At 65.7% G+C, this 15,804-nt stretch carries 15 protein-coding genes; all 15 read right to left on the bottom strand.

Going from position 1 to position 15,804, the window contains the following annotated elements; all coding sequences use genetic code 11:
• Positions 1-1,698 (bottom strand): conjugal transfer protein TraG N-terminal domain-containing protein (locus RMO89_RS13720; protein WP_310533763.1); only part of this gene is annotated, 1,698 nt, incomplete at its 3' end.
• 39 nt (positions 1,699-1,737) lie between these two features.
• Positions 1,738-3,174 (bottom strand): conjugal transfer protein TraH, encoded by a 1,437-nt coding sequence (locus RMO89_RS13715; RefSeq protein WP_310533776.1) that lies wholly within the window; start codon positions 3,172-3,174, stop codon positions 1,738-1,740.
• A gap of 1 nt (position 3,175) precedes the next feature.
• Positions 3,176-4,012: a conjugal transfer protein TraF gene (locus tag RMO89_RS13710; RefSeq protein ID WP_310533761.1), complete on the bottom strand. Its 837-nt coding sequence runs from the start codon at positions 4,010-4,012 to the stop codon at positions 3,176-3,178.
• Positions 3,993-5,717: a conjugal transfer protein TraN gene (locus RMO89_RS13705; protein WP_409035557.1), complete on the bottom strand. Its 1,725-nt coding sequence runs from the start codon at positions 5,715-5,717 to the stop codon at positions 3,993-3,995. Before RMO89_RS13705 ends, RMO89_RS13710 begins: the two co-directional genes overlap by 20 nt.
• Positions 5,714-6,475: a type-F conjugative transfer system pilin assembly protein TrbC gene (gene trbC / locus RMO89_RS13700; RefSeq protein ID WP_310533760.1), complete on the bottom strand. Its 762-nt coding sequence runs from the start codon at positions 6,473-6,475 to the stop codon at positions 5,714-5,716. The genes RMO89_RS13705 and trbC overlap by 4 nt, the downstream gene beginning before the upstream one ends.
• Positions 6,472-7,503 carry a conjugal transfer pilus assembly protein TraU gene (traU, locus tag RMO89_RS13695; RefSeq protein ID WP_267251058.1) on the bottom strand — a complete coding sequence of 344 codons (1,032 nt, stop codon included), beginning with the start codon at positions 7,501-7,503 and terminating at the stop codon, positions 6,472-6,474. Before traU ends, trbC begins: the two co-directional genes overlap by 4 nt.
• The gene (gene traW, locus RMO89_RS13690; RefSeq protein ID WP_310533772.1) at positions 7,500-8,141 is read right to left on the bottom strand and encodes a type-F conjugative transfer system protein TraW; all 642 of its coding nucleotides are present in this window, start codon (positions 8,139-8,141) and stop codon (positions 7,500-7,502) included. Before traW ends, traU begins: the two co-directional genes overlap by 4 nt.
• 17 nt (positions 8,142-8,158) lie before the next feature.
• Positions 8,159-8,698, bottom strand: a complete 540-nt coding sequence (locus RMO89_RS13685; protein ID WP_310533758.1) for a S26 family signal peptidase — start codon at positions 8,696-8,698, stop codon at positions 8,159-8,161.
• Positions 8,685-9,092 (bottom strand): type-F conjugative transfer system protein TrbI, encoded by a 408-nt coding sequence (locus tag RMO89_RS13680; RefSeq protein WP_310533756.1) that lies wholly within the window; start codon positions 9,090-9,092, stop codon positions 8,685-8,687. Before RMO89_RS13680 ends, RMO89_RS13685 begins: the two co-directional genes overlap by 14 nt.
• Positions 9,089-9,493, bottom strand: a complete 405-nt coding sequence (locus RMO89_RS13675; RefSeq protein ID WP_310533754.1) for a hypothetical protein — start codon at positions 9,491-9,493, stop codon at positions 9,089-9,091. Before RMO89_RS13675 ends, RMO89_RS13680 begins: the two co-directional genes overlap by 4 nt.
• Positions 9,494-9,518: 25 nt before the next feature.
• Complete coding sequence (traC, locus tag RMO89_RS13670; RefSeq protein ID WP_310533753.1) at positions 9,519-12,065, bottom strand: type IV secretion system protein TraC; 2,547 nt, start codon at positions 12,063-12,065, stop codon at positions 9,519-9,521.
• Complete coding sequence (locus tag RMO89_RS13665) at positions 12,065-12,859, bottom strand: conjugal transfer protein TraV (RefSeq protein ID WP_310533752.1); 795 nt, start codon at positions 12,857-12,859, stop codon at positions 12,065-12,067. The genes traC and RMO89_RS13665 overlap by 1 nt, the downstream gene beginning before the upstream one ends.
• A 5-nt stretch (positions 12,860-12,864) precedes the next feature.
• Positions 12,865-13,731 (bottom strand): DsbC family protein, encoded by an 867-nt coding sequence (locus tag RMO89_RS13660; protein ID WP_310533751.1) that lies wholly within the window; start codon positions 13,729-13,731, stop codon positions 12,865-12,867.
• Positions 13,728-15,071: a TrbI/VirB10 family protein gene (locus RMO89_RS13655; RefSeq protein WP_409035556.1), complete on the bottom strand. Its 1,344-nt coding sequence runs from the start codon at positions 15,069-15,071 to the stop codon at positions 13,728-13,730. The genes RMO89_RS13660 and RMO89_RS13655 overlap by 4 nt, the downstream gene beginning before the upstream one ends.
• Positions 15,064-15,804, bottom strand: a complete 741-nt coding sequence (locus RMO89_RS13650; protein ID WP_310533770.1) for a type-F conjugative transfer system secretin TraK — start codon at positions 15,802-15,804, stop codon at positions 15,064-15,066. The genes RMO89_RS13655 and RMO89_RS13650 overlap by 8 nt, the downstream gene beginning before the upstream one ends.

Here is a 15,804-nt window from a genome sequence, read left to right as displayed (position 1 = left end):
CGATTGCTGGGCGAGGTTGGAGAAAGTCTCGCTGTTGCCCCGGCTTTGGCTTGCCATGGTCGACAGGCGTGACGTAAATTCCTGACCAAGGTTGGGGGTGAACGGATATTGCGAGTTGGGCACCTGGGCAAAGCTTTCGTCCGGAAAGCTGGTGGTGAGTGTCCCGGTCTGGCCATATCCACGTGTTTGCCCGGCACCATAGGTGAAGGACGGCGCGATTGATGCCTGGCCATATTGGCGGGTGAGGATGCTCGATGTTTCCAGATTAGTGTTGCCAAGCGAGACATTGCCGGTGCTGGCCTCGCGCGCAGCCTCTTCGGCAGCGTTTTGGGACGGATTGAGATAGGAGGTCGCGTGCCCCGAGATCGCGAGCGCGCCTTTGGCGATGCCGCCAGCCAGGAACGGCACTGATGCCACAAGATAGCCTGCCAATATGCCGATGTCGCTGTTGACGTCGGTCATCCCCGAAAATGTCGCCAGCGTCATGCCAGCGCCACCACCCGCGCCTGCCACGTCAGCCGCGCCCTTGAACATCAGGATCATGTGGAGGATGACGAAGAGCGGCCCCCAGGCCGCGAGATAGAAGAACCCGATCACATAGCCTTTGAGCGCGGCCGGCCCCGTGCGCGGCATCAGGAACAGCGGAAACAGCACCGGGAACAGCGCGTAGAAGAGTACGGTCAGAACGATATTGAGGATCGGCACCCATTTCATGGCGTTGCTGGCGATGGATGAATAGGTCCGCTCGGTCTGGATCTCGGCGCGGGTCTGGGCATAGACATCGACATTGCCCGCGCCGCTGCCGCCTGCCAGCGAGTGCATCGCCTGGCTCATCGCGTTGATCGTCAGCGTCTGCTTGAAGATGTCGGTCGCACTGGCCGACACACCGGCGAGGTACTGGTAGGCGACCGGCAGGTCCGAGAACAGCTTGGCCTTGGCCAGCGCCGCCGTCTGGTTTGGGTAGAGCTGGCGGCCGAAGACCGTTCCCATGCCGTCGATGAGCCCGGTCCACTGGGCGTTCAGGGCATCGTAGGCTTCGCGGCAGGTAATGATCGTCGAGGTGACCTGGCCCGAAGCGGCGTCACGGTTCAGGAAGCGCTGTGCCCGGGCCTGGCTCCCCGGCGCAATCGTCGCCCAGATGTCGTTCGTCTCGGCCAGTTCCTTCATCGAATAGCGGCCAAGCAGCACGTCGTAGAACACGCATTGCCGGAAATGCTCGTCGAGATTGGCGGCGAATTCGGGATCGGAAATGCGCAGGGACCGCGTCGCATCGTAGAGCCGCGCGCCGTAGATCATGCCGTTGCGCGAATAGTTGAGATCGCCGGGCAGGCCGAACACGACCTCGGCCGAGCCGGTGAGATAGTCGCCGACCTGGCTGGTGAAGCTTGCCATCAGCGCGAGGCCCAGTGGCACATTGCTGACATTGGCCGGTGCCAGGCTCGGGTTCAGACGGTCGGTCACATGCACGTCGATGCGCGGCACCATGAGGCACGAATACATGAGCGTCGCGCCGAGGAACCAGTTGATCCACGCGCGCCAGTCCTGGTTGAAGGCGAGGGTCAGCGCCGAGAGCGCCAGCCCCATTACCATCACCACCTGAAGCAGGCTCTTGTAGCCGCCGTTGCCGGTCCATGCTGCGACCGCCTGGAACACGTTGACCAGGTAGTCGCCGCCGCCAACCGTGAAAATCTCGACCATTGCATTCGCATCCTGCGAAGAGGGGGAAGAAGGGAAGCGTCAGTGGGTGAGGGCGCGGCTCTGGACCCCGCGCGACCAGTCGAGTGCGGCGGCCATGCCCGGCGACATCTGGGTCGCGAGCACGTTCTCGATGAACGCCGTCTTCTCGATGATCTGCATGATCGCGCTGACGCGCAGATGTGTGTTCGCCTGCCGGTCGGCGAGCGCCTGGCGCACCACGTTCACCTGACCCTGCCACATGGCGATCTTGGCTTCGTCGGCGCCGATGAAACTCGACATCGACCGGCCCGCTTCGCTGACGATCCGGTCCAGGACCGCGAACAGAAGATCGACACTGGCGATCTCCGCCAGCGTCTCGCGGTCATCGGTCGGCATACCGCGGCCATAGGCGGCCTGGACGGTCAGGATCTTGTAGAGCGGGATCGAGGCGACCTGGAGCAGTTCCTTCTGCGCATCGGTGATCGGGGTGTCGTCATGGATCGCCTGGACCATGCCGTCGATCAGCGCCGCCACCCGCGGCCGCAGCGCCTTCGACGCTGGCAGCGCGAACGACTTGAAGCCGGGATCGAGGCACTTGTCAGTCTCGTCGCAGTTGAAAATGAGGACGCGGTTGGCTCCGGTGCCATCGAGCAGCGAGGTCACGAGCGTTGACGACGCTTCACCCGCGATCGGCACGAACTTGCCCGGCTCGTCGTCCTTGGACGGCACATAGATGATCGTGCCGATGAGCGTCATCGCATATTCGGCCAGTTCGCGGTCGAAGGTGCCGCCTGGCGAAAAGAACGCGGACTTCTTGAGGATGGTCCAGGTGTAGTTCCGCGCCACCCCGGGATTGACGTCATCGTACTTGCCCGATCCTTGCGCCGTAGTGCTGGCGCGCTGGCCTTTGGTGCCGCAGCCATGCTTGGCGGCGGCATAGTCGGAGAATATCCCTTCGGAATTGCCGATTGCCTCGCAGATCGCCTTGTCTGCAAGGTCGCCCTTGGGCCAGATGCCGCCGACCAGACCCTGGGCCATCTCGCAGCTGTTGATGTTGAGGTTGTTCATGAGCTGAGCCTTTTGGCTGAACTCCTGCATGATCTTCGAGCACTCGGGGCAGACGGTGTCGATCGCCAGGCTGAAGGCAAAGCCAACCGCGTTGTTGGCGACCGCTTTCAGCATCGCGACGATCTCGCTCGCATTGATGAAGCTGAACGAGCCGGCAAAGATATCGATGCCGCCGCAGCCCGCACGGGCACGCGGCAATTGCAGGTTGGCGATGTTGGTCGTCTTCTGCGGGAACCGGGTCCAGACGTTGCCGAGGCTGTAATAACCTGCCGACTGGCCCTGGAACGCGGTCGGGCCGTTCACGTTGGCCGCGCCGCCGACATCGTTCAGGAACGAGTCCATCGAACTGCCGACGTCAGCCGAGCCGCTGCTGAGAGGGAGGGTGGCCGCGAGGAGCGCGGCGAGGAACGCTGCTTTTGGGCGTTTCATCCTAGTAGTCACGTCCGGCTTCCTTCGATGTGAGGAGGTAGATGCGGTCCTGAAGCTCGTCGGCGGACATCACGCCGTAGCCGACCGGGATCGCGCGGCCCTTGGCGGCGTCCCACAGCACAACCGCCGGCGTGACCTTGGGCTCGAGCCCCATGCGGGTGCGCTGGTTGGTCTCGACGGTGTAGCTCGGGAAATGCCGCGACGGACCGCCGTCGGTCGAGATCGCGCGCACGGTGATGTGCCAGGTCGAGGCGACGCCTTGCACGATCGGCGACATGACTTCGCAGGCGCCGCAGCTCTGCGCGAAGAAGTAGAACAGGCCGTAGCGCTGCGAGAGATTGCCCATGACCGTGTCGCGCTCGGAACTCCGCGCGTCCTGCCATTGGCGTTTGCCGAGCGTCGAGACGGGGCGCTGCAACGTGTAGTCGAGGTCGGGGTCCTGCCAGATCGCCCGCTGCCAGACATCGCTGAACAGCGAGGCGCGGTCGAGCTGTTCGCGCTGGAACCGGATATAGGCCGTCACATTGGCGGGCGTCGGCTCCAGGATCGCCTTCGCCTTGAGTTCGCGCAACGTCGCCGTGACCGCGTCGAGCTGGCTGGTCGCGCTGGCACTCGGGGCCGGAATTGCCGTGTCGCGCTCGGGCGGCTTGGGCCTGGTGCAGTAGAACCAGTATCCGAGCCGGCGCTCCGCGCAGTAGAAGCTATCCTGCTTGTCGCTGGCCGAGATGAGTGGCGGCTCCTCGGCCGACGCCGGGGCGGCAACGAACGGGCAGGAGGCGATGAGAGTGAGGCAGGCGGCCAGAAGCCGCCCGCTGGCCTTACTGGCGTGCGCGGGCATAGTAGTCCTCGATTTTCTGCTGGATTTCGGTGGCAGCCTGGAGTTCGTCAGGCAGGCGGGCGGCATCGGTGAACTCGGCATAGACCTCGCTGAAATCCATCTGCGAGAGGTCGAGCCGGGCGAACTCGTCGATGGTGAAGCCAAGGCACTGCTCGGTCTTGGGCTTGCCCCAGGGCCGGCCCAGCTGCTGGCGGCCTTGCTCCTGGAGGATCCGCGAGAGCTTGGATTCGAAGCAGCAGTAGACCTTCTTCTTGGTCAGGCAGACGCCGAGGAACGAGGACGAGCAATAGGTCCCGACATAGGCGCACAGGCCTTGCACATCGCGCTCGTGGAGCAGCATCTCCTCACGGCTGCACCCCAGGGCCACGAGCAGCTGGATTCCCGGGATGAGCGGAAAACCCTTGCCCTTGCAGCAGTTGAGAATGCCGAAGACCTTGGACGAACAGGTTTCGCGGGTGCCCTTGAACAGGCTGAGTGTGTCGGGATCGAACTCGCGCCGCGCCTGACCCATCGCATTGAGGGCAACCGCGGCATCCTTGAACTCGTCATTGGCCTCGCGCTCGATCGTCTCGCACGAGCCGTCGATGCAGTAGACGTCGCCGTCGCAGATGAACTGGTTGGTGTTCGCCGGCTGGTCGGGAACCGGGCAGTCATAGACCCGCTCCCAGGTTCGGCACGGCTCGTCCGTCAGGCAATCCTCGCGCACCAGTTTGCAGCCGGGCGTGCTTTCCAGCGTCTGGCAGTCCTGCGCCTCGGTATAGGTCGCGCAAGCGTAGCTGCGCGACCAGGCCCAGCAGGGCTGGGTGAAAGCCACGCCATCGACGATGCGCGTCACCGGTTCGCTGTCGGTGCAGCTCTCGGTGTCCTGCTGACAACTGCTATCACCGGCGAGGCTGGCGCACTGGCTTTCGTCGCGCGTCGTCGTGACGACATTCTCGCCTGTCACCGTGTAGGGCGTCGCGCCGTCGACCGGGGACGTGCAGCTGACCAGATCGACCCGGAGGTCGCCCGAGTTGCAACCCCAGTAGATGCCCAGATAGGGATCGCACAGGTTGATGGGGTAGGACTGCGTGACCGTGCACTGCGGCGCTGGATAGCGGTTGCAGTTGTAAACCGTAGCTGGATCAACCCCGCTGCCGCCGACGCAATAATAGCCGTAGACCTGCCGCTGCTCGACCCGGGCGGTGAGCGTCACCGGGCAGTTCTTCGCCTCCTGGGTCGCTGTGTAGCCGGTGTTGCAGGTGGCCATGTAGCGTGCGGCGCTGCCCGTTCCCGGAGGCAGGGGGACGCAGCGGCCCTGGGTGCCGCCGATCGCCATGCCGCTCGTATAGGAGAGCGGATCGTCACTAATGACCTTGCTGCGCGCAATGGTCGCATCGAGATCCTGCGGCGCGAAGCGCGCGCGCCGATCCATCGAATCCTTCATCGTGCGATAACCGGTGCTGATGCTCGTCTGACTGGCCGCTTCACGGCTCATTCGGTCGGGGTCGTCGAAGTAGCCCGATTGGCTCGGAACCCCGCCGAAATTGGGCACCCGGCTGGCATCGGGTTGGACCGTCGCGGCATTTTGCGCCGTCCCGGCCTTGTCCTTGCCAAAGGCTTTCCCGTCGGCCTTGGCGGCATCCATGGTGCCCTGGGCCTGAGCGTGGGCGAGGGTGGGGCCCATGAGTGCGAGCGCGATGCTCGCGAAGAAGGTGCCTTTCATGGCTTTTGCCTTTCAAGTCGGGCGAGATGCTGGGCGGCGAGCTTCGCGCCGGGGCCGCTGCCTTGCGCAAAGGTCGTGAGCGCATGGGCCGTGGTCACATTGCCGCTCATGCGATCGAAGGGCGGGACGGCGGTGGTGCAATCGAAGCCGTCGCACAGGTCAAAGTCGCTCGAGGTGACGACGTAGGTCGGCACGGCTTCGATGCCGAAGGCGCGGAACAGGCGCGGGTCGATCCCGACACCGTGCATCTGTTCGCCGGGCTTCAGGACACGGGACAAGGCATCGGTCATGACTTTGGCCGAGCCTTGCGTAAGCCCGCGGAACACGACCACGCCGCCGGCGCGCGTCACGTCATCCATCATCTGCCGGAGAGCGGGGGCCGGCATCGACAGCGACGCAAAGGCAATGAAGCGAGGGGCCTCGCCCATGCCTTGCTTGGCCATGTCGCCCGCATCGACAACCATCCGGTCGAAGTCGAATGCCGGATCGCTGGTTTGCCCGCGCGGCTTGGGTTCGTTCGCATAGCGCCGGCCGTTGGCCTTACCGTCCTGCGCGCTCGCGGTTGCTTCGGCCGTCACCGCGCTGGCCCGCGCGCGGGCCTGGGCCGCGAGCGCATCGGCCTCACCGGCTTCGCTAGCCGCCCGCGCACGGATCGCCTCGAGATCGATGTCCGGGGCGGTGCTCTGGGCAAGCGCGCCGCCGAGGGCCGCCGTGCTCGCAAGTGCTGCCAGCACAAAATGGTGGAGGGAGGTTTTCATAGCGCGCAACAGTTCCGTTTGCGCCAGACCAGATAGCCCATGTCCTCGCCGATCGCGGGGTAGACCTGGCCTGCCGACATGAAGGTGGTGGAAGCGCCAATGGGCGCGCAGGCATAGCGGCCCTTGGTCTGCGGATTGGGATTGGTGGCCTGGAAGCGGTATTGTTGCTTGCGCATCACCGGCATCAGGTACTTGCCGCACAGGCCTTTGCCGCCCATCGTGCCCCAGGCGACGAGTTCGCGGTGGAGCTTGTAGGCAAAGCGGGCGAGGGCAAGCCGCGAGGCCTGGACATGGCCGATCGTTGCCGAGACGTTGCCGTTGAGCGGATACATCGTGCCCTGGCAGCCCGCGCACCAGAACAGCGCGTCCGACGGCAGCTTGGCCGTTGCGAGGACGCAGTCGGCAGCGCATGCCGCCAGCGCCAGCGGATTGGCGAATAGCACGGCCTCAGGGTTGATGATCGCAGTGAGCTCGCTGTCCTGCCAGAGCGGGTCGATCTCGGTGATGTAGAGAATGTCGATCGAGCCCGATTCAAGGCACAGGAAATCGGCGACGATCTCCATCCAGTAGATCAGCGGGTACGCATACCAGTGGACGTGCCACTGCGAGTTATACTGCGTCGCGCCGCCGACCGCCGAGGGACCTGCCATCGATTTGAAGCCAATGTCGAAGCCGGGGTCGAGCTTCATCCCGCCGAGGTTGACGAAGCACCACGGCTTCATGCTGACGTCGGCAAGCCGCACCGGCTCCCAGAACCCCATGGCAATGCCAGGGCGCAGCCCGCACAGGCAAACCGGCAGCGCCGGATTGTCGGGGTCTGGCCGCCCCGATGGCCAGATCTTCAGGCCACCGATCGAGATCGGGAACAGGCACGACCAGCAGATGTCGGTAATCGGGTTGACGAACTTGCCGGTGCAGCGGCCCGGCCCCGCCGAAGCGGACGCCGGGGAACTGCTGGCAAAAGCCAGGAGCAGCGAGGCGAGAAGCGCAAAGCAGTGCCTTGCTGCTGGGCGAGATTTCCAGATCATGGCTGTTGTCCAGGCTTGGGCCTGAGGGCCTGTTCGGTGATGAGGAGGACGCGGCCCTGCTGCTCGACCGTTGCCGGCACCGCACGGATGCCGAAGCGTTCGACAAGCTTGCCGCCCTGGTCGAAATAGAAACGCCGTTGGCGTGCCTTCATCAGATCGAGCGGGGCGCCGTTCACCAGGATGAACTTGGCCGTCGTTCCGGCGTAGCGCCTGGCGGCCCAGTCAACCTGTGCGGCATCGTCGCCATTGAGGAAGACCAACGGCGCGCGCAGCGGCACCGTATCGAGCGGATTGACCCGGGTGCCGCGCGCCATGATGACCCGGCCCTTGTCATCGCGGATGTCGGCTTCGACCGTGATGGTCGGATCGAAGTTCCAGCGCCGCATGGCCGATGTCGGCACAATTCCGGCTACCGGCGCCGGGCGCTTGACCCGTGCGATGGTCCGCCGCTTCAAATCCTCGTTAAGCCGGGCCGTCTCGCCGGTTTTTTCGAGGTGCTGGAGGCGCGCATGGATCTGCTGAAGGAGATCGGGCTCGATCACCGGCCAGACGGTGCCTTGCTGGCCGTAGTCGCGGGCCACTGCCTGCCCTGCGAAGATCTGACCGCCGAGGACCAGCGTCAGCGCAGTGACGCACAGGGGGAAGCTGAGCGCCTTCACAACACCGGCCTCCCGACCCCGAGGACGGATCTGGCGCAGATCCAGCCAATCGCGGCGTAACGGCTGTCGAACCCGTCCTTGTGATCGGTGGCCACAAAGTAGCAGCCCTTGGGGATGATGCCGGTCGGCCCCAAAGCCAGCGGTTCCCCGAACCGGCTGGCGACCTTGGCGATAGCAACCGCCTTGCCGCCCACAAAGAAGGTGCGGCCCTTTTCCGTGACCACGTCACCGGCGATCCCCATGACGCGCTTGCCGAAGGGCTGGGGGGCATTCCCGAAATGCCGGGTCAGCAGCGCCGATGGCGGCGGATCGAACAGGATCAGATCGCCGCGTGCGGGCACCGCGCCGCGGTCAAGCCAGATCGCCCAGTGTGGCAGCGACGGGCTGGCATTGATCATCAGCGCATGGGTCTGGGCAAAGTTCGTTGTCGCGCTGAGCGCAAGCGCCGCGCCGCCAAGACCGGCCCAGAGGGCAAGCCGCGGCCAGCCCGCGCGAAGCCGGCCAGCGCGGGGCGAGGATGCGTCAACGGCTGGCATGGGCGAGCGCCCCCATCCGGCGCGCGACGTCGGCGCGCACTTCGCCAGTCAGATCCGGCACGGTCCCGGCGACCACGGCTTCGGCGACCAGGACGGTGCGACCTTGCTTTCCGAGCTTGGCGACCGAGGCTTCGACAGCCTTCAAATAGGTCTCGACGCGCGCCTTCATCGCTTCGGGCGGCCTGCCCGCGCGGGCCTCGGCCTCGACAAAATCACCCATGATCTGGCTGAGCTGGACCGTGACCACCTCGCGGCGCTCGAGCGTGACGATCTTGTGGGTTGCCCAGGCACCCCAGAGCGTCGATCCCAGCAGGCTTGCCGTTAGCGCGAGCGCGCTGAGCGAAATACCGGCGAAGCGGCGTGATGCGGCTGATGTTGCCAGAATGTTCCTCACAGGACTTCCTTTCGGGGAGCAAGCGCGGCCGAGACATCGTCGAGGAAGCGCGGCAGGCGCCAGATCACGATGAGCGTGGCCACGCTGAACAGGCCAAGCTTCAGTTCATTGATGAAGCCTGCCTGGGCAGCGCGATCAGCCGCGAGGTAGTGCGCGGCGAGATTGCCGAGGTGCATGAAAAACAGGCCAAGGTCGCCGCCCGCCAGCAGCAGGAAAAAGAGCAGCGGCAGCCCGAGGACTGCGAGATAGATCGAGCCAAGGTAAGCCCCCGCCTTGATCAGGATGAAGCAGATATCGCGCAGCGGCTGCCGCCAGTGCCGGGTGCTGATGGGGCCGGGCGGACTGTCGCCGGGCGGCGTTTCCACTTCGCGGTCGAACGGCGAGACAAGGTGAAGGGGCATGGAAAGGTCCTTTGGTTGGCTGGATTCAGTCGTGGTCGGGAAAGGCGATGCGCTCGATCGCATCGGCAAGCTGGTGGCCGCGCGCGATCTCGGCATCGATCGCCGCGAAGGTCTGGGGCGAGCTGGAGAACAGCGTGGCCGAATAGTCGTCGAGCACGAGCCGGCCGATTGTCTCGGTCTCCGGTCCCTTGATGAAGACCTCGGAATAAGAGTTGCCCTGGCGTTTGAGGCTGCGGATCAACGTCTCGGTACGGTCGTCCATGTCGAGGCGTTTGCTGGCCTTGAAATCGGCGATCGTCTCGGGCTTCTGCTGGAGGATCAGCATCCAGTCGCTGTTCTCGAGTGCCGCCGTCGCACCATCGGACTTGTAGTAGTCGTTCAAGGACTGGGTCGCGGTGGCGAGCGCGCCGCCGTATTTGCGGCAGGTGCGGGCATAGGTCTCGACGAACTCACCCATCGAGCCGCCTTTCAGCATCGACCAGGCTTCGTCGATGAGCAGCAGCTTCCGCACCGAGCGTGGGCTCCGCGTCATCGCCTGGCTGGTCATGAACATGATCGCCGAGAGCACCACCGAGCGCAGTTCCTCGCGGGCCGCCAGATCCGACATCTCGAAAACGGTGAAGTCGCTGGTCAGGTCGAGGCTGGCCTGGCCCTCGAAGAAGGCGCCGTAAGTCCCGCCCGTCATGAACGGGCCAAGCGCGGTCGCCAGGTCGGTCGCGGTGTCGTGGCCGGAGCTGGCTAGCGCCTCGCCGATCGCGGTGATGGTCGCCTGGGTGCCGAGCTCGCTCCACACCGTGTTCACCGCCCGGTCGATGAGCCCGCGCTCGGTATCGGTGAGCGCGGCGGAATGCCGCGCCATCTGCCCGACGATCGCCTTGACCATACCGAAGCAGTCGAGGCGGTAATCGTCGTCCTCGTCGGCGCGGGCGGCATCGATCATCGAGAAGGGATTGAGGCAGAAGCCCGCCTTCATCGTGAACTCGACAAACCGGCCACCCTGGAGCTTGACCGAGTGCTCGAAACTGCGCCCGTCGTCGATCACGACGACCTTGGCGCCGGCTCCGCGCAGCGCTGCGCACATCTCCTGCAGGAGCACCGACTTGCCCGACCCCGACTTGCCGCAGATCGCGACATTGTGATTGCCGGCCTCGTTCTCGAAAGGCGACCAGAAGAAGGGCTGCCCCCGCCGGCCGATGAACAGCATGTGCGGGTGCTCGCTGCCGAGATATTCGCCCTGCATCGGCGCGATATTGGCCGCCGTGGTCGAGAGCAGCGTGCGGAAGCGCTTGAGGCGTTCCATGTCGGCAGCGAGCCCATCGGCCAGCGTCAGCGGCATGGCGGCGAGCAGGCCTTGAATCTGAAGATAGCGCTCGTCGGCAAGATCCCAGCCCGCAGCCTTGTAGATCGACTTCACCGCGCGTTCGTGGCGGTCACCAAGCCCGGCCGGGGAAAAGGTCGTGAGGCCATAGAAGACCCTGACCAGACGGCGGCCTTCCTGGAGTTCGGCCTGAACGTGCTGCCATTCGGCCGACTGCTCAGCCAGACGCGGCAGGAAGCGCGCGCTGCGCGTTCCCGCCAGGCTGGTCGTGCGCATGAATTTGAACCCGGCCTTGGCGGCGGCGGCTTCCTGGTCGGGATAGACAAGGCACAGCATGGTCGCGGTGGGACACGGAAAACGCAGCTTGTCGGTGAACAGGTCGCCGATCAGGCGTGCGCATTCCCACGGCGCCCAGCGCGGCGGCATATTTCGCGCGCCAAAATGCCGCACGTCGAAGGTGTCGGGATAGACCGTGCCGATTTCGGGTACGCCGTCATTGAGCGCGCCGGTCGCGCGGAAGCGCTCGGTCTTGAGGTGCATCCGGTCCTCATGAACGATGAGTTCGATGTCGCGCCGGATCGCCTGGTCGGCAATCGGGTCATTGGGGTTGTACGGCACAGCATCGTCCTGCGGCGCGGTGGTCGGCGATGTGAGATCGTCGATCAGCGCGATCAGGCCCTGCGGCTCGACTTCGGCGACGCCGAGATTGAGCGACTTCAGCATGGCGATGAGGCCTTCGCGGGTCTGGACCAGCTCCTCATTGGGGACGGCCTTGGCTACCGGCACGCCTACCGAAATGATCACCTGGTGGTGACGTGCGTGGAACGGTGCGTCGTCCGAGGCCGAGTGCCAGACCATGCCATAGAGGCGGCGTGCCCGGTGGCGGGCGATGGCCTCATAAACGCCGCCCTGGAGATAGCGCGGCGCAAACCACGGAGCGATGATCCGGCTGATGCGCGGGGACGCAAGGTGCAGGACCTGGAGGCAGGCTCCTGGCGGCAGTCCTTCGGAAAAGAACTGACCCAGGATTTCGCCGGTGCGCTCGTCGGCGCCAATGAGCGGCGTGACCGCCAGGACGAAGCCCTTCGATCGTGCGTTCACATAGAGCCGGCTCTGCGGGTCGTAGACCCGGTAGGGTAGCCAGTCCGACAGCATGTCGAGCATCAGCCGCGGACGCGCGTCCTCGGCATGTTCGGCGTCGCCAAGCAGCCCGGTCAGCAGCCGGTCGCACAGGGCTCCGATCGAGACGGCCATCACTTCTTCCCTTCAGGAGATGCGTCCGCAGCCTTGCTGACGGGACCGGCTGCGCTGTTGTCCGGCGCGCTTTCCTGGGCCTTGGCCTTTTTCGTCTTCGCGGCTGCGAGGGCTTCGAGGCTCGGGAACTGCAATCCGGGTAGGGAAGAGTGTGGCCGAGGGGTCCGATCATGCGGGGGAGAGGGCATGTCGAACCCCTCGACCGCCGGTGCCTGAGCACCGGCGATTGCCTCGGCCGCCGTGGAGGGGAGGGCCAGCGGGGAGGCAAGCGGGAAGGGAGAAGTGTCGCCGGACATCAGCGGCGCATTGGCGTCAGTAGCGCTATCCGGGGTAAGAGGAGCGGGGCTGATAGGCTCGGCATCGGCAGTGGCATTCTGTGCGGCCTTCAGTTGCTTGCGTAGCTGACGCATCAGCTCGGGTGCTTCCGCGCCCTCCTTGCGCCGGAGCGCACCGGCCCATTGCGGGTTTTCGACAACCGCCCAGGCCACGGCTTCGTCGTGGAGCGTGCCGGCTTCATCGACATGCGCGGGAAACACGATGCGGATCGTGCGCTCGGCCGTGCGGGCCACATCGCCGCTCGCGATCCCGGCGCGCACCCGTGCCGTCTCAAAGCCGTTGGACGGCAAGTGCCCGAGTTCGGCGGTCGCGCGCTGGTCGATCACATGGGAGGGTGCGCAATCGCCCTTGGGCGCGCGGCAGGTGAAGTCGCCTTCGATGTTGGTGCCGAGGCCCACGCAGCCGCTCGAGACGAGGACAAGCGCGGCGAGCGGGACGAGACGGACGTGGGAATTCATGGCGATCAGCCTTTCGGGTTGGACGGCGCGGCCGTCAGGAAGGCGCGAAGCGCAGAGGCCGGGCGGTAGCCCTCGATCACCGCGCCATCGGACGGGCGAACGATGACGGGTGTCCCGCCGAAGCCGTGTGCCTTGGCGAAGGCCTCGTTCGCATCGAGCCCGCTGGTGTCGCAGGGCCCCGGATTAGCGAGGGCGAGGCCCGAATAGGCGGCATTCAGCGCCGCTTCGGGACGCGGTGAACACAGCACCCGCTCGGAGTCCTTGCGGCTTTGTGCGCCGAAGATCGAAATCGGGCGTTCCTCCACCCGCGCGCCGATCGCCCTCAGCTCCTCCTTCAGCTTCTTGCAGTAGCTGCAGTGGAAGTCGGAGAAGACCACGACCCTGGGGCCGTTCGCCGGTCCCCAGTGGATCGCGCCATTGGCGGGAAGTCCGTCGAGCGAGACCGTTTTGGGTGCTGCGGCGCGCTGCGGCGGGGCCTCGTCGCTGCCCGCTTGGCTGCGCGCGGCGCCCGCCGCGAGCAGGTCGGGGTTGAGCGCGAGAAGCCGCGCTGCCGTGAGATCCTGGCGCGCCTCCATGTCGTAGATGCGACCGATCACAAGATACTTGGCGCGGGCATCGACGTAAAAGAGCGTCGACTTCGAGGCGACCTCGCACAGGCCGCCAAGCCCTGAGCAGTTGATCGCATCGATCGGCGTCTTGGGCAGCCGGAGCTTCAGTGCGGCGCGCACCTTGGCAAGGTCGGGGGCGGCATTGGCAGGGCTCGCGAGATGGGCCGCGCCCCAACCGGTTCCGGCCGAAAGCGTGGTCAGCGCGGCAAGGCCGAGCGCGAGCCTGGTCCAGCGGCGGGGCCGCGTTTGCATTTCTTCGATCATTGGGAATTCCTCACATAGACGCCGTCCAGGAAGACGATCTCGACATCGATGCCGGTCGGCATCTCGACGACGGGCTGGTACTGTTCAGCCCGCTCGATCAGGTATTTGCTGACCGTATCGGCGGCATCGGCCGCGCCCTGGCCGAGCCCGCCGCCGAGAATGTCTCCGGGCGAGAGCTTCGAGCGGGTGCCATCGGCATTGGTGGTGACGCCTGAAAACGTGCTGTTGGCATTGGCGGAGAACCCCCGCCCGAAGCCGCCGACGATACCGGCGAGCAGCGCCTGGGTGACCAGATTGCCCTCTCGGCTGACGACGCGGCCGCGCACCCCCGACTTGCCGGCAAAGCTGATGAAGCCCTTGACCTCGGAGACCGCGACGCGGCCGCCCGGCTGATCGCAGGTCATGCGGGCCAGCTTTACATAGACCTTCTCCGATGAGAGATCGCCGCGCGCGGCTCCGTTGACGATGCAGCCCTGGATGCGGGTGGTGAGCACCTTGCCGTTCTGCAGGACCGAGCGTGCCGGACCGGTGATCCGCAGGACCACCGGCAGCGGGTCGGTCTGGCTCGCAACCCCTGCCGAGGCATCGACTCCGACAATGACACGCGCCGAGGCATAAGAGTTGGGGGGCAGGAAGTCGGGCGAGTCCTCGACCACCAGTGGCGGGGCGTCGGGTCGCGCGACCTTGAGACCGGCAGCATTGCCCTTGTCCCCGGTAAAGCTCATCAGCTTCACTTCGCCCGGCGCGGCGCTGTCGGGCGAACTGGCGGGCTGACCGCCGAGCCCCGGCGGAACCGGCGCACGGCCGCGAGCATCGTAACTTCCGGCCTGCGGGCCATAGGCGGGCAACGGAGCCGCTGGGTGAGGGGCTGCTGGCCCGGCTGTGGCTTGTTCCTTCAACCGGGTGTTCTCGGCAGTGATGGCATCGATCGCGGCCTGCCCGTCGGTGCGCATGGCCTGGTTCTCGGCCTTGAGCGCTGCGAGCTCGGCTTCGACTTGTTCGCGCGGAAGCTGGGCGTCCTTGAGCGCCTTCTGCTCGCGGGAGACGGCATCGAGGCGATTGCCATAGACCGCCACGAATTCGCGCTGGGACAGGTCGCGGTTGACGAGGCCAGCCGTATCGATCGTCTCGGCACCGCCGGCCTTGCCGTCCTGCTTGGGATCGTCCGATCCGAAGATGAACCAGCTGCCGCCGACGAGCAGGACAGCGCCGACACCGGCCAGAAGCAGCTGCTGGCGCTTTGCGGTCCGGGCATTGAGGCGGACGAGATTGCCGCCTTCGTGTTCGTCCGGCTGCGCGCCGGGGACGGGGGATGCCGCCTCACGGGTCGTATCAGTCATGGGTCTGCTCCCCATTGGGGCCGACGACATAGGCAGTCGTGCTGGCGCCGGGTTCGAGGGCGGGATTGGCGATCGCCACGGCCAGCGTGCCGCGCGGCGCGAGATCCTGCTCGGCGATGGTCATCGGCGTCGCGCCACGATTGGTGAGATGGATGATCTTGCCGGTGAGTGCCGCGCCGCGGTAATCGGCGATCAGCTGTACCTCGAGGGCCCCAACCCGCGCTGGGAGTGCAGCCGACTGGCGGATCTGGTAGCCGTCGACAGCCGCGTTGTTGGCCATCGCCTGGACCAGGCGCACCGCGGTTTCGCCGAGCGGGGTTTCGGTTTCCCAGCGGGTCGCGTCATTTCTGGCGATTGCCGGATTGGTGATGAAGACCTGTTGGGCCTCGATCCCTTCGACCGGGCAGGCGAGCTTGTAGACGTAGCCCTTCTTCGTCGTGGCGAAGAAGCTGATCTTGGCCGCCGCGTAAGTCTCGGGGACGGAGACATAGATGTCCCCGCGCACCGGCTCGTTGGTGACGGCAAAGTCGTTGTAGGGATAACCGGTCGAGAGCTTCGACACGCTGGCGAACTGGTCGCCGACCAGCGCAAACCGGGTCAGTTCGCGCGCCGAGACCGAGCATTCGATCGTGCCGCCATCGGCGGTCTGCTTGAACTGGTCGGCCTGGGCTGGACTGGCAAACAGGGCCGCGAGCAGGGGGAGGGCTGCGGCTGTTCGCCGCAGCTGGGGCAT

It is taken from the genome of Novosphingobium sp. (assembly GCF_031424035.1).
GTDB lineage: Bacteria > Pseudomonadota > Alphaproteobacteria > Sphingomonadales > Sphingomonadaceae > Novosphingobium.
This window is presented reverse-complemented; position numbering and strand designations above follow the sequence as displayed.

Bases quoted from the DNA above. Each gene is read 5' to 3' on its own strand.
- RMO89_RS13715 (WP_310533776.1), bottom strand. From the start codon at position 3,174: ATGAAACGCCCAAAAGCAGCGTTCCTCGCCGCGCTCCTCGCGGCCACC.
- RMO89_RS13710 (WP_310533761.1), bottom strand. From the start codon at position 4,012: ATGCCCGCGCACGCCAGTAAGGCCAGCGGGCGGCTTCTGGCCGCCTGC.
- RMO89_RS13705 (WP_409035557.1), bottom strand. From the start codon at position 5,717: ATGAAAGGCACCTTCTTCGCGAGCATCGCGCTCGCACTCATGGGCCCC.
- trbC (WP_310533760.1), bottom strand. From the start codon at position 6,475: ATGAAAACCTCCCTCCACCATTTTGTGCTGGCAGCACTTGCGAGCACG.
- traU (WP_267251058.1), bottom strand. From the start codon at position 7,503: ATGATCTGGAAATCTCGCCCAGCAGCAAGGCACTGCTTTGCGCTTCTC.
- RMO89_RS13685 (WP_310533758.1), bottom strand. From the start codon at position 8,698: ATGCCAGCCGTTGACGCATCCTCGCCCCGCGCTGGCCGGCTTCGCGCG.
- RMO89_RS13675 (WP_310533754.1), bottom strand. From the start codon at position 9,493: ATGCCCCTTCACCTTGTCTCGCCGTTCGACCGCGAAGTGGAAACGCCG.
- traC (WP_310533753.1), bottom strand. From the start codon at position 12,065: ATGGCCGTCTCGATCGGAGCCCTGTGCGACCGGCTGCTGACCGGGCTG.
- RMO89_RS13665 (WP_310533752.1), bottom strand. From the start codon at position 12,859: ATGAATTCCCACGTCCGTCTCGTCCCGCTCGCCGCGCTTGTCCTCGTC.
- RMO89_RS13660 (WP_310533751.1), bottom strand. From the start codon at position 13,731: ATGATCGAAGAAATGCAAACGCGGCCCCGCCGCTGGACCAGGCTCGCG.
- RMO89_RS13655 (WP_409035556.1), bottom strand. From the start codon at position 15,071: ATGACTGATACGACCCGTGAGGCGGCATCCCCCGTCCCCGGCGCGCAG.
- RMO89_RS13650 (WP_310533770.1), bottom strand. From the start codon at position 15,804: ATGCCCCAGCTGCGGCGAACAGCCGCAGCCCTCCCCCTGCTCGCGGCC.